This window comes from Streptomyces sp. NPDC046335, assembly GCF_055587985.1.
On record NZ_JBVJFF010000005.1, the window covers coordinates 83,827 to 104,392 of the forward strand.

Genomic DNA, 20,566 nt, shown 5'->3' on the forward strand with positions numbered 1-20,566 from the left:
AGCGGTATGGAAGCCCGTGACGCCGAACTCAAGAAGGAACTCGACGCCACTCTGCACGCCCGCAGAGAGCTCGGCGAAGAGTACGACTCCGCACTGGTCGACTCCTTCCTCGGGAAGGTCGAGCAGCGCCTCGACGGCACGATCGACCGCAGGCTGCGCCGTCACATGGCCGAGCAGCAGATGGTCGTCGCCCGCGGCGCCCGCTCACCGAACCCGGTGACGGACTCCTGGGCCGAGCGCTTCGGCTTCGGCGTGATCTCCCTGATCCTGGCCGTCCCGCTCTCCGCGATCGGCGTGGTCAACGCCGGCATGCCGGGCCTCCTGACCACCTGGGCGGGCATCGCCGCCGTGAACATCGCACAGGCGGCCCGCGGAATCCCCTTCGGAGACCGCCGCAAGGAACGCGACTCGGACTGGGACGACTGAGCGAGCGTCGGGGGCGTGAGCGAAGGGTGAGGGTGACAAACCCGGTGGCCTGACCGTAAGTTGCTCACATGACTGACTTAGTCGATCGGCCAACTTCGCCGCGGGGGCAGCGCCGACGCGACCAGCTGGTCGACGCCGGCGTGGAACTGCTCGCGGAGAGCGGGTGGCCCGGTGTCACCACCCGGTCCGTCGCCGAGCGCGCCAACGCCAACCTCGGCCTGATCCACTACTACTGGGGCGGCCTGCCCAACCTGAGGATCGCCATCGCACGCCGGGTCGGCGCGGAGGTCTTCGACCCGCTGACCCTGGCGCTCAGCAGCACCACGACGGTCGAGCAGGCACACGCCAGGCTGATCGAACTGCTCGCCGCCCCGCACGACAGCAGGACCGCCCGGCTGACCGTGGAGGTCATCGCGGGCGCGGCCCGCGAGCCGCTGCTCGGCGAAGTGCTCCGTGAGGCGCTCGCGGAGACGAGGGCGCGGTTGCGCGCCTGGATCAAGAAGGTGCACCCCTCCGCGCCCGACGGCAGCGAGACCGTGCTCATCGCCCTGCTCGACGGCATGCTGCTGCACCGGATGCTCGACCCGGACCTCGACAACGGCGAGGCGCTCTCGGCCCTCTCGCGGTTCCTGCCGGGCGGCCCGGCTTCCGGCCCCACCGGGGAAGCGACCCCTTGACGGCGCGACCCGGGCCCCCGTGCACCCCCGGCCAGGAAGGACGCACAGTGGAAGCGGCCAAGACGAGTTGGGCCTTCGGCGCCGGTGCCACGCGCACGGAGAAGGGGCTCGCCCACGCGGTCTCGGCCTTCGCCATCTGCGCACTGCTGGTCGGCGGCCACGGCCTCGGCTGGACCTGGTGGCAGTGGCTCATCGGCATCCTGCTCGTGCACGACCTGGCCGGCGGTGTCGTCGCCAACGGCCTGGACAGCGCCAAGCTCTTCTACCACTCCCCGCTGACCTCCACCGACTCGGCGTTCGCCCATTTCGTCCACCACCCCGTGGGCTTCACCGCGATCCACTTCCAGCCGGTGCTCATCGCCCTGGTGATACCTGGCGGCGCCTGGTGGTGGGGGCTGCTCTGGTACGGGTGGACACTGGCCGGCGCGGTCGCCGTCGACCGGTCCACCGAGCGCCTGAAACGCCCGGTCGCCCTCGGCGTCGTGGTCGCCGGAATCATGGTGGCGCCCTGCGTCGAGGCCCCTCCCGGGCTCGACTGGCTACCGGCCGTACTGCTCCTGAAGCTGGTCCTCGCCCACGGGGTACCCGAGCGGCCGTACGAGAGGTGATGCGCGGGGACCGCCGCACCCCCGGTGGAACCAGGGGGCGGGACGACGGCGGTCCCCGCGAGGGGCGCGTGCCGGGTCAGGCCAGGCCACGCCCCGGCGCCGATGGAGTCCGGGAGCCGCTCCGGAGTTCCTGACGCCGACCTCCACCAATGTGCCGGAGCAGTGTTAAGCGGGTGCTGCGTACACATGTCGTGCGCGTACCGCTTCCGCGAAGTCCTTACTGACCCTGCTGCTCCGCGAGGAACGCGAGCAGGTCCTGGCGGCTCACGACGCCGGTCGGCTTGCCCTCGACCAGGACGATCGCCGCGTCCGCGCCGCCGAGCACCGACATGAGGTCGGCCACCGGCTCACCGGAGCCGACCTGCGGCAGCGGGTCCGACATGTGCTTCTCCAGCGGGTCGGAGAGCGAGGCGCGCCGCGCGAACAGGGCGTCCAGGAGCTCCCGCTCCACGACCGAGCCGATGACCTCCGCGGCCATCACGTCGGGGTGACCCGCGCCCGGCTTCACGATGGGCATCTGCGAGACGCCGTACTCCCGCAGTACGTCGATGGCCTCGCCGACCGTCTCCTCGGGGTGCATGTGCACCAGCGAGGGCAGCGCCCCGCCCTCCTTGCGGCTCAGCACGTCGCCGACGCGGGGCGCGTCGCCGGGCTGCTCCAGGAACCCGTAGTCGTTCATCCACTCGTCGCTGAAGATCTTGCTCATGTAGCCGCGCCCGGAGTCGGGCAGGAGCACGACCACGACGTCGTCCGGGCCCAGCCGCTCGGCGACCCGCAGCGCCGCCACGACGGCCATGCCGCAGGAGCCGCCGACGAGCAGCCCCTCCTCCTTGGCCAGGCGCCGCGTCATCTGGAAGGAGTCCTTGTCGGACACCGCGATGATCTCGTCGGTGACGGTACGGTCGTACGCCGTCGGCCAGAAGTCCTCGCCGACGCCCTCGACGAGGTAGGGCCGCCCGGAGCCGCCGGAGTACACGGACCCCTCGGGGTCGGCGCCCACGACGGTGACCGCGCCCTTGGAGATCTCCTTCAGATAGCCGCCCGTGCCGGAGATGGTGCCGCCGGTGCCGATGCCCGTCACGAAGTGGGTGATCCTGCCCTCCGTCTGCTCCCAGAGCTCGGGGCCCGTGGAGTGGTAGTGGGAGAGCGGGTTGTTCGGGTTGCTGTACTGGTCGGGCTTCCAGGCGCCGGGCGTCTCGCGCACGAGGCGGTCGGAGACGTTGTAGTACGAGTCCGGGTGCTCGGGATCAACGGCGGTGGGGCAGACGACGACGTCGGCGCCGTACGCCCGCAGCACGTTGATCTTGTCGAGCGACACCTTGTCGGGGCAGACGAAGATGCACTTGTAGCCCTTCTGCTGGGCCACGATGGCGAGGCCCACCCCGGTGTTGCCGGACGTCGGCTCGACGATGGTGCCGCCGGGCTTCAGTTCCCCGCTCTGCTCGGCCGCCTCGATCATGCGCAGCGCGATGCGGTCCTTCACGGATCCGCCGGGGTTGAAGTACTCGACCTTGGCCAGGACGGTCGCCTGGATGCCCGCGGTCACGTTGTTGAGCCTCACCAGCGGGGTGTTGCCGACGAGGCTGATCATCGAATCGTGGAATTGCACCGTTGTCTCCGGGCTGCGATGTAGTGCGACGGGTTTGGTGCGGTCAGCCTAAGGCTCCACCTCATCCGTTCACCTCCGCACGCGATTGGCCGACCGTGCTTACGGGGCAATGAGTGGATGTACGGCGAATCGGCGACGAGGAGGTGGCTGCGAGGCATGTCGAGGGCGAGGGTGGCACGACGGATCGCAGCGGGCGCGGCGTACGGCGGCGGAGGCATCGGGCTCATCGGCGCCGCCGCGGTGGGTGTGGTGCTCGCCGAGCTACAGCTCGCGAAGCGGTACGTGGGCGGCGGGGCCCACGCGGACCCACCGCGGGCGGACGGCCGCTACGGCCGGGCGTTCCCGGACGATACGGAGCGTCCGCCCAGCTGGGAGCCGTTGCGGTTCGCCATGCTCGGTGACTCCACGGCCGCGGGGCAGGGCGTGCACCGGGCCAGGCAGACCCCGGCGGCGCTGCTCGCCTCGGGGCTCGCGGCGGTCGCGGAGCGGCCCGTCGACCTGCGGAACGTTGCGCTGCCGGGCGCCCAGTCGGACGACCTGGACCGGCAGGTGACGCTGATCCTCTCGGACCCGTCCTGGGTGCCGGACGTCTGCGTCATCATGATCGGCGCCAATGACGTGACGCACCGGATGCCGGCGACCCGCTCGGTGCGGTGCCTTTCCGCGGCCGTGCGGCGGCTGCGGACCGCGGGGGCGGAGGTCGTCGTGGGTACGTGCCCCGACCTCAGCTCCGTCGAGAACGTCTACCAGCCGCTACGTTGGCTGGCCCGGCGGGTCTCGCGGCAGCTGGCCGCGGCGCAGACGATCGGTGTGGTCGAGCAGGGCGGCCGGACGGTCTCCCTCGGCGACCTGCTCGGCCCCGAGTTCGCGGCGAACCCCCGGGAACTGTTCGGTCCCGACAATTACCACCCCTCGGCCGAGGGGTACGCCACCGCCGCCATGGCGGTGCTTCCCACGCTCTGCGCCGCGCTCGGGGTGTGGCCGGAGGAGGAGCACCCCGATGTCTCGCGGGACGAGGGCTTCCTGCCGGTGGCCCGTGCCGCGGCTCAGGCGGCGGCCGAGGGGGGCACGGAGGTCACGGCCGCCATGCCCACGGGCCCGCGGGGCCCCTGGGCCCTCCTCAAGCGCCGCCGCCGCCGACGCATCCAGACCCCGGAACCGTCACCTGCGGCGCGCTAGGCCATCACCTGTCGTCGACATCCGCGGCCCCGCGCCCGAAGGGGCGCGGGGAACTGCGCGAGCAACCCGGGACGGCCTGCGGGGACGCACGAAACCGAGAAGCCGCCGCGCAGCGGCAACACGGCCCCGCCACGGGGAAACCGCCCAAGCCCCGCAGGCCTGAGCGCTCGCTTAGAAATGCGTCCCGCATCACAGCCCCGCCCCCGTGACGGTCACCACTACGTGCAGGTAACTTCCCAGAGAGTCCAGCCGAAGCAAGCCGGAAGCCCCACCGCCAGGGGCGCCCCCGCCAGAGGAGAGCCCGAGATGCCCGAAGCCGTGATCGTCTCTGCCGCCCGCACCCCGATCGGCCGCGCCTTCAAGGGCTCGCTGAAGGACCTGCGCCCGGACGACCTGACCGCCACGATCATCGGGGCCGCCCTCGCCAAGGTCCCGGAGCTCGACCCGAAGGACATCGACGACCTGATGCTCGGCTGCGGCCTGCCGGGCGGCGAGCAGGGGCACAACCTCGGCCGCATCGTCGCCGTGCAGATGGGCATGGACCACCTGCCGGGCTGCACCGTCACCCGGTACTGCTCCTCCTCCCTCCAGACGTCCCGTATGGCCCTGCACGCCATCAAGGCGGGCGAGGGCGACGTCTTCATCTCCGCCGGTGTCGAGATGGTGTCCCGGAGCGTGAAGGGCACCAGCGACGGCCTCCCCGACACCCACAACCCCCTCTTCGCCGACGCCGAGGCCCGCACCGCGGCCGTCGCCCAGACCGAGGGCTCCAGCTGGCACGACCCGCGCGAGGACGGCCTGGTCCCGGACGCCTACATCGCGATGGGCCAGACCGCGGAGAACCTCGCCCGCAGCAAGGGCGTCACCCGCCAGGACATGGACGAGTTCGGCGTCCGCTCACAGAACCTCGCCGAGGAAGCCATCAAGAACGGCTTCTGGGAGCGCGAGATCACCCCGGTGACCACCCCCGACGGCACGGTCGTCAGCAAGGACGACGGCCCCCGCGCGGGCGTCACCATGGAGGGCGTACAGGGCCTGAAGCCCGTCTTCCGCCCCGACGGCCTGGTCACCGCCGGCAACTGCTGCCCGCTGAACGACGGCGCCGCCGCCCTCGTGATCATGAGCGACACCAAGGCCCGCGAGCTCGGCCTGACCCCGCTCGCCCGCATCGTCTCCACCGGCGTCACCGGCCTCTCCCCCGAGATCATGGGCCTGGGCCCGGTCGAGGCCAGCAAGCAGGCCCTCCGGCGCGCCGGTCTCACCATCGACGACATCGACCTGGTCGAGATCAACGAGGCCTTCGCCGCCCAGGTGATCCCCAGCTACCGCGACCTGGACATCCCCCTCGACAAGCTGAACGTCAACGGCGGCGCCATCGCCGTCGGCCACCCCTTCGGCATGACGGGCGCCCGCATCACCGGCACGCTCATCAACTCCCTCCAGTTCCACGACAAGCAGTTCGGCCTGGAGACGATGTGCGTCGGCGGCGGCCAGGGCATGGCGATGGTCATCGAGCGCCTCAGCTGACCCGACGGCCGATCGACCGGAAAACGCACGTTTTCGTTGACGCAGAGTTCGCTTGACTGACGCTCAGTCTCTGCATCTTTTCGTGACCCAATCTCCCCCAGGATGTGACCTATCTCCTGGGGGAGATACATATGCCCAGCTCAGAGCCCATCTGTGGGTAAACACCGGGGCCAAAGTCCTGTCCACTTCGTGACGTAATGCACTGACAGGTGGATCGTGCAGGCTTCAAGCTGATGTAGGAAGTCGGGGGTCGACTTGAAACCGGGAGTACGTCAGTGAGCGCCATGCCTCTTGCCCTGCTGCTCTCCGCGGCCGCTGCCACGGCCGTGGGCGCCGCCGCCCTGCACGCCGTGTACGGGCTCCGGAAGCAGCTCGCTGAAATCAGAACCCTCCAGGCCGAGCTGGCCGAGAGCCGCGCCGCGAGCGTCCCGCACCCAGCGGTGCCGGCCGCCCGTACCGCCGTGGACACCGACGAGATACGCGCGGCCGTGGCCGAGGCGCTCGCCGAGGAGCGGGAGCGCGAGCTCGCCGAGGCCCGTGCCTTCTGGGCCGCCCAGGAGACCCGCGACGGCACGGACACGCCGTCCCTCCTGCACGGTCTGCCGGGCCTGCCCGACGGCATCGCCGACGAGCTGTTCCTGCCCCGTCAGACGGACTTCGCGGGCCTGGAGGCGGACAGCCTGGAGCCGGTGACCGAGCCCTTCGCCGAACCGGCGGCCGACGAGTTCGCCGGGGACTCGCCCGAGCTGGCCGCGGCCCGCCGCCGCCACCCCTCGCACCCCGACTTCGTGCCGGTGCAGACGCCCCCCGCCGAGGGCTACGGCGACCATGAGCGCACGGTCGCGTGCCTGGAGGAGCTGGCCGACGCCCGCACCGCCCTTGCCGACGTCCGTCCCGGCCCGCTGGGCACCCTGGACGTGTACGTCTTCGCGGACGGCACGACGCTCTGCATGACGCCGGGCCACCGCGAGACCGCGGAACTGCTCGCCCACGCCCTGCGCGAGGGCCAGACCCCGGTGCTGCTCGGCGGCTCGGGCATCTCGGGCGCGTACGCCCTGACCTTCGAGTGCGGCACCGAGAACGTCTACATCCTCGCGGACCGCGTCATCGCCTCGGTCTGACGGCATCCGGGGAAGGCCGGGGTGCGGGGACGGGCTCCCTACACCCCGGCCTTCTTCTGTGCCCGCGCCACGAGTTCGAGCGCCCGCGCCAGCTCTTCGGGGTCGTCGAGCACGAGGGCCAGGTCGTGCCCCGCGACGGTGATCTGGTCGGCGGCGGCGAACATCCCCGCGTCCGGCATCTCCCGCGGCGGCGCCCCCGGTTCCTCGATGGCCTGCGTGCGCACGGCCAACTCCCTGGCCAGGGCGAGCGCCTCGGTCGCCGCCCCGCGCTGGAGGCGGCTCTGCGGCGCGGCCCGCAGCCGGTCGGCGAAATGGTCCACTGCGGCCGTCAAAGGCGTCGTATCGAGCACCCCGCGACCTTATGCGCCGCTGCGGGACTGTTGCCAACGCACCAACGCTCAGGCACGGTGTCGTGAAGGACGGAACACATCGCGACGCGTCCGGAGGCGCCGATGTCACAAGTCTTCTCCGAGGAGACCCACCGCAACCTGATCGCCCGAATCCCCCACTGCACCGGTCGAGAAGTGTCCGACTGGCTCCGCGCCGTGGACGAAGGCCCTTCTCTCTGCCGCTTCGAGGAGAAGGTGAGCTGGCTCCGCGCCGAGCACAACCTCGCATACGGCCATGCGAAGGCGATCATCCATGAGTACGACCTGCGGCGGGCCGCCCGCAACCTGCTCTGAACCGACTCTCCCTCACCCACACGACGAAGGGCCCGCGGACCGGAACGGTCCGCGGGCCCTTCGACTGCCGGTCACCCGGCGATCACCGTCAGTCGTTGCCCGAGAAGATCGCGATCAGGCGCAGGAACTCCATGTAGATCCAGACGAGCGTCATCGTCAGGCCGAACGCCGCCAGCCAGGCCTCTTCCTTCGGCGCGCCGTAGGCGATGCCGTCCTCGACCTGCTTGAAGTCGAGGGCCAGGAAGCAGGCGCCGAGCAGGATGCCGACGATGCCGAAGACGATGCCGAGGCCACCGCTGCGGAAGCCGAGGCCGTCACCGCCGCCGAAGACCATGAAGAGCAGGTTCACGGCGGTCAGCAGCAGGAAGCCCATCGCCGCGGCCATCACGAAGCCGTAGAAGCGACGGTTGACGCGGATCCAGCCCGCCTTGTACGCCACGAGGACGCCGATGAAGACGGCCATCGTGCCGAGGACGGCCTGCATGGCCGCGCCGCTCGCGATGCGGTTGTCGACGACGCTGGAGATGACGCCGAGGAAGACGCCTTCCAGCGCGGCGTACGTCAGGATCAGCGCGGGCGAGGCCTTGCGCTTGAAGGCCTGCACGAGGCCGAGGACCATCGCGATCAGACCGGCGCCGATGGCGATGCCGTACGACTTGCTGATGTTGGCGTCGTCCACCGGCAGCAGTGCCCAGGCGATCGCTGCCGTGACGACGAGCGTGCCGAGCGTGGTCGCCGTACGCATGACGACGTCGTCCATCGTCATGCGGCCGGCGGACGTCATCGGCGCGGGGGCACCGTGCTGGACGTCCTGCTGGGCGTACGGGTTCGTGGCGTAGGGGTTGGCCGCGGGGGCCTGCTGGCCGGCGTACGGATTGCCCTGCGCGTACGGGTTGCCCTGCTGGGTCTGGGTCGCGGCTGCGGGTCCCCCGGCCTGCGGCTGCGCGCCGAAGCCGGCGTGGCCGTTGTCGCGGCTGAACCCCCGTCGCGAGAAGACCGGGTTACTGCTCCTCATTTCACTCCTCCATGGCCACCGTGTGTGGCTTTGCCTCAAGAGTAATGCGTAGGCAAAGGGATGACCCTAGTGCTTGGGGAGGATCTTTCCCTCTCTGTGACCGAGAACGCGCGGGAGTGCCCGCACTGTTCCCGGATCGGAACCGTTACCCCGTACGAGTGGTACCAGCGAGATGGCCACGGCCCCGAGGACGGCGGCCACGGCGAAGGTCGTGAAGCCCAGCGAGGCGTTGCCGCCCGCGACGACCGCGCCGCCCAGCCAGGGCCCCACGACCGCGCCCGTGCGCCCGACGCCGGTGACCCAGCCGAGGCCCGTGGCGCGCTCCGCGGGCCCGTACACCGTGGGCGTGGCCGCGTACACCATGACCTGGGCGGAGAAGAGCCAGATGCCGGTGACGAAGACGACGGCGTAGGCGACGCCGAGCGGCAGCTCGGCCCTGAGCAGGAAGGCGCCGCCCGCCGTGAGCACGAACCAGACGGCGGAGACCTTGACGGCCCCGAAGCGGTCCGCGGTCCGCCCGGCGACGAGCATGCCGACGATGCCGCCCGCGTTGATCACCATGAGGAACGTCACGGAGGAGGAGAGCGAGTAGCCCGAGGCCCGCATCAGCTCGGGCAGCCAGGTGGAGACGCCGTAGACCAGGAGGAGCCCGGCGAAGGAGGCGATCCAGAGCAGCGGGGTGGCGAGCCGCCGCCCCGGTGCGAAGAGCGAGGCGACCGCCGAGAACCGCCCCTTGGCCCCGGCCCCGGGGGCTTCGGCGAGGGTCGGGACCGGCAGGAGGTAGCGGGCGGCGACCGTCTCCGCCTCCCGCGCGCGGCCCTTGGCGAGCAGCACGCCGGGCGACTCCGGCAGCCACCTGACGACCAGCGGCACGGCGACGACCGCGGGGATCACACCGGCCCAGAAGACGACACGCCAGCCGTGGTCGGGCCCGAGCGCGAGGCCGAGGCCCGTGGCCGCCATGCCGCCCGCGTGGTACGAGGTCATCATGAGGCCGGTGGCCAGCGCGGCCCTGCGCGGCGGCGCGAACTCGGCGACGATCGCGAGACCGATCGGCATGAGCCCGCCGAGGCCGAGCCCCGAGACGAAGCGTCCCGCGCCGAAGAAGGCGGCGCTCGGCGCGAGCGCGCAGAGGGCGGAGCCCAGCGAGAAGAGGACGACGCTGCCGATGACCATCGGCTTGCGCCCGGCCCAGTCGGTGAGGGTGCCGCAGCCGAGCGCCCCGATCAGCATGCCGAAGGTGGTCCAGGAGCCGATGGTGCCCGCGGTCGCCGCGGTGAAGCCGAAGCCCTCGTCGTCCAGGAGGTGGGGCATGACGGCGCCGTAGATGTTGACGTCCATGCCGTCGAAGAAGACGACGAGCCAGCACAGGGCTATGACGGGGGCGACGGATCTGAAGGTGCGCGGGGGCGCGACGCCTCGGGGAGCGGTCACGGGGTTCTCACTTCTTTGTGGGACCTGGTGGGGACGGGGGTCTTTCGGAGCGGACGGCGGGCTCAGTCGAGGGGGAAGCCCGTGTAGCTCTCGGCGAGGTCGGTCTCGGCCGAGCGCGCGGTGGTGATGCGGTCAAGACCGGCGAGCTGGACGCGGTCGTCGAAGGGCGTGGCGTCGGGCGCGCGGTGGAGCAGCGTCGTCATCGCGTACGAGAAGCGCTCGGCCTGCCAGACGCGGCGCAGGCAGGTCTGCGAGTACGCGTCGAGGAGGCTCGCGTCGCCCTTGTCGCGCAGCAGTGTCAGCGCGCGGGCGAAGGTGACGACGTCGCCGACGGCGAGGTTGAGGCCCTTGGCGCCGGTCGGCGGAACGATGTGCGCGGCGTCCCCGGCGAGGAAGAGGCGTCCGTGGCGCATCGGCTCGTGGACGTAGCTGCGCATGGGCGTGACGGACGTGGAGGTGATGGGCCCGCGCTCCAGCGTCCAGGCCGGGTCGTCGGTCTCCAGGCGGCGGTCCAGCTCGTCCCAGATCTCCTTCCCGGTCCACTCGGCGGCGTCGGTGCTGTCGGGGACCTGGAGGTACGCGCGCGTGACGGTCGGCGACCGCATGGACAGGAGCGCGAAGCCGCGGTCGTGGCGGGCGTAGACCAGCTCGTCGTGGGAGGGCGGCACATCGGCGAGGATGCCGAGCCAGGCGAAGGGGTACGTCCGCTCGTAGACCCGGGAGAGCGCTTCGGGCACCGCCTTGCGGGCCACGCCCCAGAAGCCGTCGCAGCCCACTACGTAGTCGCACTCCAGGACGGACTCCCGCCCCTGGTGGCGGAAGCGGACCCGCGGGTCCGCGGTGTCCGCGCCCTCGACCGCGAGCGCCTCGGCCTCGAAGAGCAGGGGTCCGCCGCCGTCGAGGCGCAGCGCGATGAGGTCCTTGCAGACCTCGGTCTGGGCGTAGACGGTGACGTTCCTGCCGCCGGTGAGAGCGGGGAAGTCGACGCGGTGCCTGCGGCGGTCGAAGCGCAGTTCGATGCCGTCGTGCGGGAGCCCCTCGCGGTCCATGCGCCCGCCCGCGCCCGCGGCGCGCAGGACCTCGGCGGTGCCGTGCTCCAGGATTCCGGCGCGCTGGCGCTGTTCCACGTAGGCGCGGTCGCGGCTCTCCAGGACGACGTTCTCGACGCCGGCGTTGTCGAGGAGCCGGGCGAGCAGCAGCCCGGCCGGTCCCGCGCCGATGATTCCGACGGTCGTGCGCATCGATGGATCCCCTTCGTCGCCGGACGAGACTCGTTCGCCTGGTGAGACTTGTTCGCCTGGTGAACTTTCGTTCATAATGTGCTGACGGGAGTCTCCGACCGCGCCCGCACGCTGTCAACGGTTGTGCGGCACCCGTTTTTCCGACGTACGAGGAAGGCGTCCCGCATGCCCGAAGAGCCCGCGGGCGAGTCCGTACGGCCCCTGGAGCGCGGCCTGGCCGTCCTGCGCGCCCTGGCCGCGGCGGACCCCGGCCATGTGCGCGCGGGCGACCTCGTACGGGCCACGGGCCTGGCCCGCTCCACGGTCGACCGGGTCGTGGCGACCCTGGTCAGGCTCGGCTACGTCCGCGCGGACGGTCAGGAGCTGCGCCTCACGCCGCGCCTGATGGAGCTCGGCAACGCCTACCTCGCGGCCAGCGGCCTGACCGGCGAGGTGGCCGAGCGGACGGTCCGGCTCGCCGACGAGCTGGACGAGTCCGTGTCGCTCGCGGTGCCCGACGGCGACGGCGTCCGCTTCGTCACGCAGGCGGCGCGGCGCCGCGCGATGTCGGTGGCCTTCCGCATCGGGGACCTGCTGCCGCCGGAGCGCTGCGCGCCCGGCGCGCTCTTCGCGGACGCCTGGGACGAGGAGCGGTGGGCCGCCTGGCGGGCCCGGGTGGCGGCGGGCCCCGCGGAGTCCGCGTTCCCCGCGCTGCCGCCGGGCCCCGCGCCCGCGGACATCCCGGACCTGGCCGCCCGGGTGGCCCGCTCACGGGAGACCGGCTGGGCCCTGGACGACCAGTTGATCGAGCCGGGCCTGATCGCGGTGGCGGTCCCCGTGCGCGACCGGGCGGGCAGGGCGCGTTACGCCCTCTCCGCGGTGAGCCACACCAGCAGGCACACGGCGCGGGGCCTCGCGGCGGCGGTGCTGCCGCGGCTGCGCGCGGAGGCCGGGCGCCTCGAGGTCCTCGCGGCGGCCGACCCCGGGCCGCCCGGCGCCGCGTCGGCGCCCGTGCACGCCACCGACCCGGCGGCGGCCAAGGCGGAGCTCGGCCCGGAGTTCCTCCAGTCACTGGCGCGGGGCCTTGCCGTCCTGCGGGCGCTCGGCGGGGCGCGCGGCGACGGGCTGCCGCTGACCGCGCTCGCCGCGGCCACCGGCCTCACGAGGGCCACCGCGCGGCGCTGCCTGCGCACACTGGAGCTGGCGGGGTACGCGGCCCACGACGGGCGCCTGTACCGCCCGCTCCCCCGCATCCTGGAGCTCGGGCACGCCGCGCTCTCCCGGCTCACCTTCGCCGACATCGCCGAGCCGCACGTGCGGGAGCTGACCGAGCGGGTCCACCAGTCGGCGTCGGTCACCGTCCTCGACGGCACGGACATCCTCTACGTGGCACGCGCCGCCACGGTCCGCGTCATGAGCGTCCGCATCACCCTCGGCACGCGTTTCCCCGCGTACGCCACCGCCATGGGCCGCGTCCTGCTCGCCGGACTGCCCGTGCCGGAGCGCGAGCGGCTGCTGCGCGAGGCTCCGCCGCGCGCCCTGACCCCGCTGACCGTGACGGACACGGGCGAGCTCGCGCGCGTCCTGGAGCGCGTCGCCGCCGACGGGTACGCCACGGCCGACCAGGAGCTGGAGGAGGGGCTGCGCTCGGTGGCCGTACCCGTCAGGGACGCGGCGGGCCGGGTCGTCGCCGCCCTGAACGTCGCCCGGCACGCGGGCACGGCGCCCCTGGCCGACACCCGGGACGCCCTGCTGCCCGCGTTGCGCGAGACGGCGGCGGCGATCGAGACGGATCTGCACACCGCCGCCCGCTTCCAGGCGGTGCGGCTGCCCTGAACCCCGCCGGGCCGAACAGGCGAAGACCGGGGGCGCGGCGGCCAACACGGCCGCAGGACACGCTTGGTGATGTGCCATCAGGCACGAGGGGCCCACAAGGGCCGGACCGAGGTGTGTGGTGAAGGATCTCCGCACACAGTGGCGGAGGTGCCCGGAGCCGGACTCGAACCGGCACGCCCCCGAGGGGCAGCGAGGTTTAAGCTCGCCGTGTCTGCATTCCACCATCCGGGCAGGCCGTGGGCCCCGCATCAAGGATTCGACCTTATCGGGAGGCGTCCCCCGAACAGCGGAAGGAGATCCCGATGTTGTCTTATTTTATTGACGTCTGAGGGTGCATCAGCCACAGGCACGACCCATCGGTACATGCCGGAGGCCTTTCCATGCTCTCCGCCGGTCTCATGGGCCTCTGCACGGAATGACGGAATTTCACCCTCCTTCCGTTCCCCCCGCCGCCCACGGACTCAGGGACATCCCTCATCCCCAGGTATGACACACCGCTCTCAAGTCCGACCGGAGAGGGCCCTCGGAACCGGAACAGCGGCTGACTACACGGCGCCGATCGGACAGGACGATGGAGTACGTCCCCACTCGTCGTCCCGACAGGAGCACCGTCCCGTGACCACCACCCCCTTCGCCGCCCGCGCCACCGCCGTGGCCGCGCGTGCCACGGATCTCTCCAAGGTGTACGGACAGGGTGAGACCCAGGTGGTCGCCCTGGACCACGTCTCCGTCGACTTCGGCCAGGGCGAGTTCACCGCGATCATGGGCCCCTCGGGCTCCGGCAAGTCCACCCTGATGCACTGCGTCGCGGGCCTGGACAGCTTCAGCTCCGGCTCGGTGCGGCTCGGCGAGACCGAGCTGTCCACGCTCAAGGACAAGCAGCTCACGAAGCTCCGCCGAGACAAGATCGGCTTCATCTTCCAGGCCTTCAACCTGCTGCCCACGCTGACAGCCCTGGAGAACATCACGCTCCCCATGGACATCGCCGGGCGCAAGCCCGACAAGCGGTGGCTGGAGCAGGTCATCGAGATGGTCGGGCTCTCCGGGCGGCTCAGCCACCGGCCCACGGAGCTCTCCGGCGGCCAGCAGCAGCGGGTCGCCGTGGCGCGGGCGCTCGCCTCCCAGCCGGAAATCATCTTCGGTGACGAGCCGACCGGAAACCTCGACTCGCGCTCGGGCGCCGAAGTCCTCGGCTTCCTCCGCAACTCCGTACGGGACCTCGGGCAGACCGTCGTCATGGTCACGCACGACCCGGTCGCCGCCTCGTACGCGGACCGCGTGATCTTCCTCGCGGACGGGCGGATCGTCGACGAGATGCTCCGGCCGACCGCCGAGGGCGTGCTCGACCGGATGAAGCACTTCGACGCCAAGGGGCGGACGAGCTAGCGCTCCGGGCGACGTCCGCGGGTCTTCCCCGCGCGTACGTCGTGGCTTGCCGCGCAGTTCCCCGTGCCCCTGAGAAGGCCCCTTCGGGGCACTTCTCCCGCCCCCCTCACCAGGACTGACTCCCATGTTCCGTACCGCCCTGCGCAATGTGCTCGCGCACAAGGCCCGGCTGCTGATGACCGTGCTCGCCGTCATGCTCGGCGTCGCCTTCGTCTCCGGCACCCTGGTCTTCACCGATACCTTCGGCAACGCCTACAAGAACAAGTCGGCCAAGAGCTTCGACCACGTCTCCGTCGCCATCCAGGGCTACGGCTCCTCCCCCTACGACGACGGTGCGGAAGGCGAGGCCAAGACGCCGCCGGCGCTGACCGACGCCTTCCTCAAGAAGACGCAGGGTCTGCCCGGCGCCGACTCCGCCATCGGATCCGTCTCCGGCTTCACCGCCGTCGCCGACAAGGACGGCAAGCTGGTCGGCGGCGACTGGGGCACCACCGGGGCCAACTACTACCCCGGCAAGGACGGCAAGGACCCCCGGTACGACTTCACCGAGGGCTCCGCCCCGAAGTCCGCCTCCGACGTCGCGCTGGACTCCCGTACCGCCGAGCGCACCGGCTACGAGATCGGCGACACCGTCCGCTACTCCACCGACGGCCCCGTGAAGACCGCCAGGATCAGCGGCGTCTTCGACACCGAGGACGGCAACGTCCTCGCGGGCGGCAGCCTGGTGGTGTTCGACAACGACACCGCGCAGAAGCTCCTCGGCAAGAGCGAGTACGACGAGATCGACGTGAAGGCCGCCGCGGGCACCTCCGAGACGGCGCTGAAGAGCTCCATCGAGAAGATCCTGCCCAAGGACACGGACGCCCTCACCGGCACGCAGCTCTCCGACGACCAGGCCGACATGATCGAGCGGGAGACCAGCTCGATGAGCCAGGTCCTGCTGATCTTCGCCGGCATCGCGCTGTTCGTCGGCATCTTCATCATCGCCAACACCTTCACCATGCTGGTCGCCCAGCGCACCAAGGAGCTGGCCCTGATGCGGGCCATCGGCGCCTCACGCCGCCAGGTGACGCGCTCGGTGCTCATCGAGGCGTTCCTTGTGGGCCTGGTCGCCGCCGTGACGGGCTTCGCACTCGGCATCGGCGTGGCCGTGGGCCTGGAGTCCCTGATGAACTCCGCGGGCGCCTCCCTGCCCGACGGGCCTCTCGTCATCGCCCCGACCACGATCGGCGTCGCCCTGCTGATCGGCGTGGTCGTGACCATGCTGGCCGCCTGGCTGCCGGGCCGCCGCGCGGCGAGGATCCCGCCGATCGCCGCGATGAACAGCGTCCACGCGACGCCGACCACACGTGGCCTGGTCGTGCGCAACACCATCGGTTCGATCATCGTCGCCATCGGCATCGTCCTGCTCCTCAACGAGGACAACTACGTGATGGCCGGCGGCGCCGCGGTCATCCTCGTCGGCGTCATCGTCCTCACGCCGCTGCTCTCGCGGCCCTTCATCGCCGCCTCGGCCCCGCTCCTGCGGCCGTTCGGCGTCACGGGCAGGCTGGCCCGCCTCAACTCGGTGCGCAACCCGCGCCGTACGGCCTCCACCGCGGCGGCCCTGATGATCGGCCTGACCCTCATCACCGCGATGACCGTGGTCGCCACCTCCATGAGCAGCGCCATCAACAAGATGGCCGCGGACTCCCTGAAGGCCGACTACACCGTCTCCATGGCCAACTACGAGCCGCTGGCCCCCGAGGTCGGCGAGAAGCTGGCCAAGCTCCCCGACGTCGTGGCGAGCAGCCCGCTGCGCACCGCCTACGCCGAGATCGGCGGCTCCTCCAGCCAGGTCTCCGGCATCGACGAGAAGGCCTTCGGCGAGCTGGCGAGCCTGGACTTCACCAGCGGCTCACTGGCCGGTCTGAAGGGTGACTCCACCCTGGTGGACAAGCAGACCGCCGACGACCAGGACCTGAAGGCGGGCGACACCGTCCCGGTGAAGTTCGACGACGGCAAGACGGCGAAGCTGCGGATCGCCGGCGTCTACGAGCAGAACGAGATGATCAACGGGCTGTTCACGCCGCTCTCCGTCGTGAACCCGCACCTGTCGAAGATCACCGACGAGCAGGTCCTGGTGAAGATGGCGGGCGGCACCTCCGACAAGGCCGAGGACGCCATCGTCAAGGCTCTCGGCGACAACCCCGCCATCAAGATCCAGGACAAGGACGCCATCAGCAACGAGATCGGAGGCATGATCAACATGATGCTGAACATGCTCTACGGCCTCCTGGCGATGGCCATCCTGATCGCGGTGCTCGGCGTCATCAACACCCTGGCCATGTCGGTCTTCGAGCGGAAGCACGAGATCGGCATGTTGCGGGCCATCGGCCTCGACCGCTCGAAGGTCAAGCAGATGGTGCGCCTGGAGTCGGTCGTGATCTCCCTGTTCGGCGCGGTGCTCGGCATCGGCCTCGGCGTCTTCATGGGCTGGGCCGTCGGCAACAGCGTCGCCGACGCGGTGGCCACGTACACGATGGAGATCCCGTTCGGCCGGATCGCCGTCTTCCTCGCCATCGCGGCCGTGGTCGGCGTCCTCGCCGCGGTGTGGCCGGCCCGCAGCGCGGCCAGGCTCAACCCGCTGATGGCCATCAAGAGCGAGTAGCGGTACGGGGAACAGCAGCGGCAGGGGAAAGGGGCCCCGGGCGGAGGATCGCGAGATCACCGCCCGGGGCCCCTTCCGCGTACGCCTTGCTACGCGCGCCAGTCGCGGGCCCGCAGCGGCATCCCCGAGGCGCCGCTCGTGGGCGTCTTCACCGCGAGGACCTGGTTGACGCCGATGCGGTTGTGTTCGAAGGCGAGCGCGGAGGCGGCCATGTAGAGCCGCCAGACGCGGGCGCGCCCCGGCGAGGTGAGCCGCTTGCCCTCGGGCCACCTCGCCTCCAGATCGGCGACCCAGCCGCGCAGGGTCAAGGCGTAGTGCTCGCGGATGGCCTCCACGTCGCGGACCTCGAACCCGGCGCGCTCCAGAAGCCCGACGGTGGTCCCCAGCGGCGCGAGCTCCCCGTCGGGGAAGACGTAGGCGTCGATGAACTCGTCCACCGAGTACGTGGACTCGTCGGCCTGCGGGCGGCGCGCGATCTGGTGGTTGAGCAGCCGCCCGCCCGGCTTGAGGAGGGCGTACAGGTTCTGGGCGTACTCCAAATAGCGCTCGGAGCCGACGTGTTCGGCCATGCCGATGGACGAGATGGCCTCGTACGGACCGTCGCGCACGTCGCGGTAGTCCTGGACGCGGATCTCGATCCGGTCGGTCAGGCCTTCCTCGGCGATCCGCTTCCTGGCGTACGCGGCCTGCTCCTGGGAGAGCGTGACGCCGACGACGGTGACGCCGTGCTCGCGGGCCGCGTGGATCGCCATGGAGCCCCAGCCGCAGCCGACGTCCAGCAGGCGCATGCCGGGCTTCAGGCCGAGCTTTCGGGAGATGAGCTCCAGCTTGTCGCGCTGGGCGTCCTCCAGGGTGCTCCGCGGCGACTCCCAGTAGGCGCAGGAGTAGACCATCGAGGGGCCGAGGACCAGCTCGTAGAAGTCGTTGCCCACGTCGTAGTGGTGGCTGATGGCCTTCCGGTCGCTGCCCTTGGTGTGCAGGTGGAGACGGCCGTGTCTGCGCATCTCCTCCGGGGGCGGCGCGGGCGGCAGGAACGGCGCGGAGAGGGCGATCAGCGAGCGGACCGCGGACCGGACCGCGGGATCGCGCAGCGACTGGCGCAGGCTCCGGGCGTCCTCGTCCCGCTCCCAGATGAATTCGGCCATCCGGTCCAGGACCGTGTAGAGGTCGCCGTCGACGTCCAGGTCTCCGGCCACCCAGGCGCGGGCCAGGCCCAGTTCGCCCGGCTTCCACAGCAGGTGGCGCAGGGCGCGGCGGTTGCGCACGACGAGGACGGGGGCGTCCGGCGGGCCCGTCTCCGACCCGTCCCAGGCGCGGATACGCACCGGCAGTGGGGCTCCCATGAGCTGCTCGGCGAGGTTCTTCAGCCGCAGTGCGGCGTCCTGCATGGCGCACACCTCCGTGGAAGGGGAGTCCCTCGCACACGCGCGCGGGGGACGTGTCCCGGAACGGTCCAACACCACGTAAACACCGAAAGGCACGGTGCGCAGTCCCGTAATCACGTCACGGAACGGCAAAATAGATGCCCGGGGCACCTACCTGTCGGGTCGGCTTCGGCCGGGAGCGCGCCGGCCCGGGCACGCCGAAGGGGGCCGCCCGCACCACGGATGGCGGGCGGCCCCCTTCGGGGTGGATCAGTGACGCCGGGTCAGGAGGCCTTGGCCTTCTCCTCGGCCTTGACCGCCGGGGCGGGCTCGGCCGCGGCCTGCGGCTTCGGGGCCGGCTTGGCGGCCTCGTAGAACTCCTCGCGCGGGGCTTCCAGAGCACCGAGGGAGACGACCTCGCGCTTGAGGAACATGCCGAGCGTCCAGTCCGCGAAGACGCGGATCTTGCGGTTGAACGTCGGCATCGCCATGCCGTGGTACCCGCGGTGCATGTACCAGGCGAGACGGCCCTTGAGCTTGATCTTCATCTTGCCCATGACGATCATCGCGACGCCCTTGTGCAGGCCGAGACCGGCGACCGCACCCTTGTTGGCGTGGCTGTACTCCTTCTGCGGGAAGCCCCGCATGCCGGAGATGACGTTGTCGCCGAGGACCTTCGCCTGACGCAGCGCGTGCTGGGCGTTCGGCGGGCACCAGGCGTTCTCGTTGCCCGCCTTGCGGCCGACGACGTCCGGGACCTGGGCGTTGTCGCCCGCGGCCCAGATGTAGTCGGTGCCCTGCACCTGGAGCGTGGTCTGGGTGTCCACGTGGCCGCGGGGGCCGAGCGGCAGACCGAGGCGGGAGAGCGCCGGGTTCGGCTTGACGCCCGCGGTCCACACGATGGTGTTGGAGTCGACCTCGAGGCCGTTCTTCAGGACCACGTGGCCGTCGACGCAGGAGTCCATGGACGTCGAGAGGTAGACCTCGACACCGCGGCCCTCCAGGTGCTCCTTGCCGTACTGGCCGAGCTTCGGGCCGACCTCCGGCAGGATCTTGTCGGCGGCGTCCACCAGCACGAAGCGCATGTCCTCGCGCTTCACGTTGTTGTAGTACTTGGCCGCGTCGCGGGCCATGTCCTCGACCTCGCCGATGGTCTCCGCTCCCGCGAAGCCACCGCCGACGAAGACGAAGGTCAGCGCCTTGCGGCGGACTTCCTCGTCGGTCGTGGAGTCGGCCTTGTCGAGCTGTTCGAGGACGTGGTTGCGCAGGCCGATGGCCTCCTCGATGCCCTTCATGCCAATGCCCTGCTCGGCGAGGCCGGGGATCGGGAAGGTGCGGGAGACCGCGCCCATCGCGATGACGAGGTAGTCGAAGGGCAGCTCGTACGCCTCGCCGACGAGCGGGGCGATGGTGGCTACCTTCCGGTCCTGGTCGATGGTGGTGACCCGGCCGGTGAGAACCTCAGCCTTGGGCAGCACGCGTCGCAGCGGGACGACGACGTGCCGCGGCGAGATGCTGCCGGCGGCGGCTTCGGGGAGGAAGGGCTGGTAGGTCATGTACGACCGGGGGTCGACGACCGTGACGGTCGCCTCTCCGTAGCGCATCTTCTTGAGGATGCGCCGAGCTGCGTACAGGCCTACGTACCCACCGCCTACTACGAGGATCCTGGGACGCTCCGTGGTGCTCATGCCATCGAGTATCCACCTGTCTCAGGGGGGTCGCTCGTGCGCCCCTTCACAAGCATGGGTGGGGGCTCTGCTACACTTCGCCGCCCACGTGACCGAGGTCATGTCGCCCGAGGGGAACCACGGCATCACGCGAGTCGTTGCTC

The 20,566-nt window shown here is 71.1% G+C and carries 17 protein-coding genes and 1 tRNA gene; 10 read left to right on the forward strand and 8 right to left on the reverse strand.

Annotation, left to right across the window (positions count from 1 at the left end):
• The first annotated feature begins 6 nt into the window (after positions 1–6).
• The 3 genes from ACZ6JY_RS12750 (at position 7) to ACZ6JY_RS12760 (ending at position 1,711) form a co-directional block, all read left to right on the forward strand.
• Positions 7–426 carry a hypothetical protein gene (locus ACZ6JY_RS12750; protein WP_469195182.1) on the forward strand — a complete coding sequence of 140 codons (420 nt, stop codon included), beginning with the start codon at positions 7–9 and terminating at the stop codon, positions 424–426.
• Between the two features lie 68 nt (positions 427–494).
• Positions 495–1,103, forward strand: a complete 609-nt coding sequence (locus ACZ6JY_RS12755) for a TetR/AcrR family transcriptional regulator (RefSeq protein ID WP_469195184.1) — start codon at positions 495–497, stop codon at positions 1,101–1,103.
• A gap of 47 nt (positions 1,104–1,150) precedes the next feature.
• The gene (locus ACZ6JY_RS12760) at positions 1,151–1,711 is read left to right on the forward strand and encodes a hypothetical protein (protein ID WP_469195186.1); all 561 of its coding nucleotides are present in this window, start codon (positions 1,151–1,153) and stop codon (positions 1,709–1,711) included.
• Positions 1,712–1,928: 217 nt separating this feature from the next.
• On the opposite strand, the gene ACZ6JY_RS12765 is transcribed toward ACZ6JY_RS12760, so the two are convergent.
• On the reverse strand, positions 1,929–3,320 hold the full coding sequence (locus ACZ6JY_RS12765) for a cystathionine beta-synthase (RefSeq protein WP_469195188.1): 1,392 nt from the start codon (positions 3,318–3,320) through the stop codon (positions 1,929–1,931).
• Between the two features lie 156 nt (positions 3,321–3,476).
• On the opposite strand from ACZ6JY_RS12765, the gene ACZ6JY_RS12770 reads away from it, so the two are divergent.
• The 3 genes from ACZ6JY_RS12770 to ACZ6JY_RS12780 all read left to right on the forward strand — a co-directional run bounded on the left by ACZ6JY_RS12770 (position 3,477) and on the right by ACZ6JY_RS12780 (position 7,147).
• Positions 3,477–4,499, forward strand: a complete 1,023-nt coding sequence (locus ACZ6JY_RS12770; protein ID WP_469195190.1) for an SGNH/GDSL hydrolase family protein — start codon at positions 3,477–3,479, stop codon at positions 4,497–4,499.
• Positions 4,500–4,805: 306 nt separating this feature from the next.
• Positions 4,806–6,026 (forward strand): acetyl-CoA C-acetyltransferase, encoded by a 1,221-nt coding sequence (locus ACZ6JY_RS12775; protein WP_469195192.1) that lies wholly within the window; start codon positions 4,806–4,808, stop codon positions 6,024–6,026.
• Positions 6,027–6,310: 284 nt separating this feature from the next.
• Entirely contained in the window at positions 6,311–7,147 is an 837-nt protein-coding gene (locus ACZ6JY_RS12780; RefSeq protein WP_469196125.1) for a hypothetical protein, read from the forward strand.
• A 38-nt stretch (positions 7,148–7,185) separates the two neighbouring features.
• Here ACZ6JY_RS12780 and ACZ6JY_RS12785 read toward each other — a convergent pair whose 3' ends face one another.
• A complete protein-coding gene (locus ACZ6JY_RS12785; protein ID WP_469195194.1) occupies positions 7,186–7,497 on the reverse strand; it encodes a hypothetical protein in 312 nt (103 codons plus the stop codon).
• A gap of 102 nt (positions 7,498–7,599) precedes the next feature.
• Between ACZ6JY_RS12785 and ACZ6JY_RS12790 the strand changes: the two genes are divergently transcribed.
• Complete coding sequence (locus ACZ6JY_RS12790) at positions 7,600–7,830, forward strand: DUF4287 domain-containing protein (protein WP_447039325.1); 231 nt, start codon at positions 7,600–7,602, stop codon at positions 7,828–7,830.
• 88 nt (positions 7,831–7,918) lie between these two features.
• On the opposite strand, the gene ACZ6JY_RS12795 is transcribed toward ACZ6JY_RS12790, so the two are convergent.
• The 3 genes from ACZ6JY_RS12795 to ACZ6JY_RS12805 form a co-directional block, all read right to left on the reverse strand.
• Complete coding sequence (locus tag ACZ6JY_RS12795) at positions 7,919–8,845, reverse strand: Bax inhibitor-1/YccA family protein (protein WP_469195195.1); 927 nt, start codon at positions 8,843–8,845, stop codon at positions 7,919–7,921.
• A gap of 66 nt (positions 8,846–8,911) precedes the next feature.
• Complete coding sequence (locus tag ACZ6JY_RS12800) at positions 8,912–10,279, reverse strand: MFS transporter (protein WP_469195197.1); 1,368 nt, start codon at positions 10,277–10,279, stop codon at positions 8,912–8,914.
• A gap of 62 nt (positions 10,280–10,341) precedes the next feature.
• Positions 10,342–11,520 carry a 4-hydroxybenzoate 3-monooxygenase gene (locus ACZ6JY_RS12805; protein WP_469195199.1) on the reverse strand — a complete coding sequence of 393 codons (1,179 nt, stop codon included), beginning with the start codon at positions 11,518–11,520 and terminating at the stop codon, positions 10,342–10,344.
• A gap of 165 nt (positions 11,521–11,685) precedes the next feature.
• On the opposite strand from ACZ6JY_RS12805, the gene ACZ6JY_RS12810 reads away from it, so the two are divergent.
• Complete coding sequence (locus ACZ6JY_RS12810; RefSeq protein WP_469195201.1) at positions 11,686–13,335, forward strand: IclR family transcriptional regulator domain-containing protein; 1,650 nt, start codon at positions 11,686–11,688, stop codon at positions 13,333–13,335.
• Between the two features lie 148 nt (positions 13,336–13,483).
• Here ACZ6JY_RS12810 and ACZ6JY_RS12815 read toward each other — a convergent pair.
• A tRNA-Leu gene (locus ACZ6JY_RS12815) sits at positions 13,484–13,566 on the reverse strand.
• A gap of 384 nt (positions 13,567–13,950) precedes the next feature.
• Between ACZ6JY_RS12815 and ACZ6JY_RS12820 the strand changes: the two genes are divergently transcribed.
• Together ACZ6JY_RS12820 and ACZ6JY_RS12825 are read left to right on the forward strand one after the other, a co-directional pair.
• Positions 13,951–14,721: an ABC transporter ATP-binding protein gene (locus tag ACZ6JY_RS12820; RefSeq protein WP_469195203.1), complete on the forward strand. Its 771-nt coding sequence runs from the start codon at positions 13,951–13,953 to the stop codon at positions 14,719–14,721.
• A gap of 124 nt (positions 14,722–14,845) precedes the next feature.
• Positions 14,846–17,371 (forward strand): ABC transporter permease, encoded by a 2,526-nt coding sequence (locus ACZ6JY_RS12825; protein WP_469195205.1) that lies wholly within the window; start codon positions 14,846–14,848, stop codon positions 17,369–17,371.
• Between the two features lie 89 nt (positions 17,372–17,460).
• Here the strand turns inward: ACZ6JY_RS12825 and ACZ6JY_RS12830 are convergent, their stop codons facing one another.
• Together ACZ6JY_RS12830 and ACZ6JY_RS12835 are read right to left on the reverse strand one after the other, a co-directional pair.
• Positions 17,461–18,759, reverse strand: a complete 1,299-nt coding sequence (locus tag ACZ6JY_RS12830; RefSeq protein ID WP_469195207.1) for a class I SAM-dependent methyltransferase — start codon at positions 18,757–18,759, stop codon at positions 17,461–17,463.
• A 260-nt stretch (positions 18,760–19,019) separates the two neighbouring features.
• Entirely contained in the window at positions 19,020–20,423 is a 1,404-nt protein-coding gene (locus ACZ6JY_RS12835) for an NAD(P)/FAD-dependent oxidoreductase (protein WP_469195209.1), read from the reverse strand.
• Positions 20,424–20,566 lie beyond the last annotated feature (143 nt).

Coding starts and splice junctions, on each gene's coding strand:
- ACZ6JY_RS12750 (WP_469195182.1), top strand. CDS start 7: ATGGAAGCCCGTGACGCCGAACTCAAGAAGGAACTCGACGCCACTCTG.
- ACZ6JY_RS12755 (WP_469195184.1), top strand. CDS start 495: ATGACTGACTTAGTCGATCGGCCAACTTCGCCGCGGGGGCAGCGCCGA.
- ACZ6JY_RS12770 (WP_469195190.1), top strand. CDS start 3,477: ATGTCGAGGGCGAGGGTGGCACGACGGATCGCAGCGGGCGCGGCGTAC.
- ACZ6JY_RS12775 (WP_469195192.1), top strand. CDS start 4,806: ATGCCCGAAGCCGTGATCGTCTCTGCCGCCCGCACCCCGATCGGCCGC.
- ACZ6JY_RS12780 (WP_469196125.1), top strand. CDS start 6,311: ATGCCTCTTGCCCTGCTGCTCTCCGCGGCCGCTGCCACGGCCGTGGGC.
- ACZ6JY_RS12790 (WP_447039325.1), top strand. CDS start 7,600: ATGTCACAAGTCTTCTCCGAGGAGACCCACCGCAACCTGATCGCCCGA.
- ACZ6JY_RS12795 (WP_469195195.1), bottom strand. CDS start 8,845: ATGAGGAGCAGTAACCCGGTCTTCTCGCGACGGGGGTTCAGCCGCGAC.
- ACZ6JY_RS12805 (WP_469195199.1), bottom strand. CDS start 11,520: ATGCGCACGACCGTCGGAATCATCGGCGCGGGACCGGCCGGGCTGCTG.
- ACZ6JY_RS12810 (WP_469195201.1), top strand. CDS start 11,686: ATGCCCGAAGAGCCCGCGGGCGAGTCCGTACGGCCCCTGGAGCGCGGC.
- ACZ6JY_RS12825 (WP_469195205.1), top strand. CDS start 14,846: ATGTTCCGTACCGCCCTGCGCAATGTGCTCGCGCACAAGGCCCGGCTG.
- ACZ6JY_RS12830 (WP_469195207.1), bottom strand. CDS start 18,759: ATGCAGGACGCCGCACTGCGGCTGAAGAACCTCGCCGAGCAGCTCATG.
- ACZ6JY_RS12835 (WP_469195209.1), bottom strand. CDS start 20,423: ATGAGCACCACGGAGCGTCCCAGGATCCTCGTAGTAGGCGGTGGGTAC.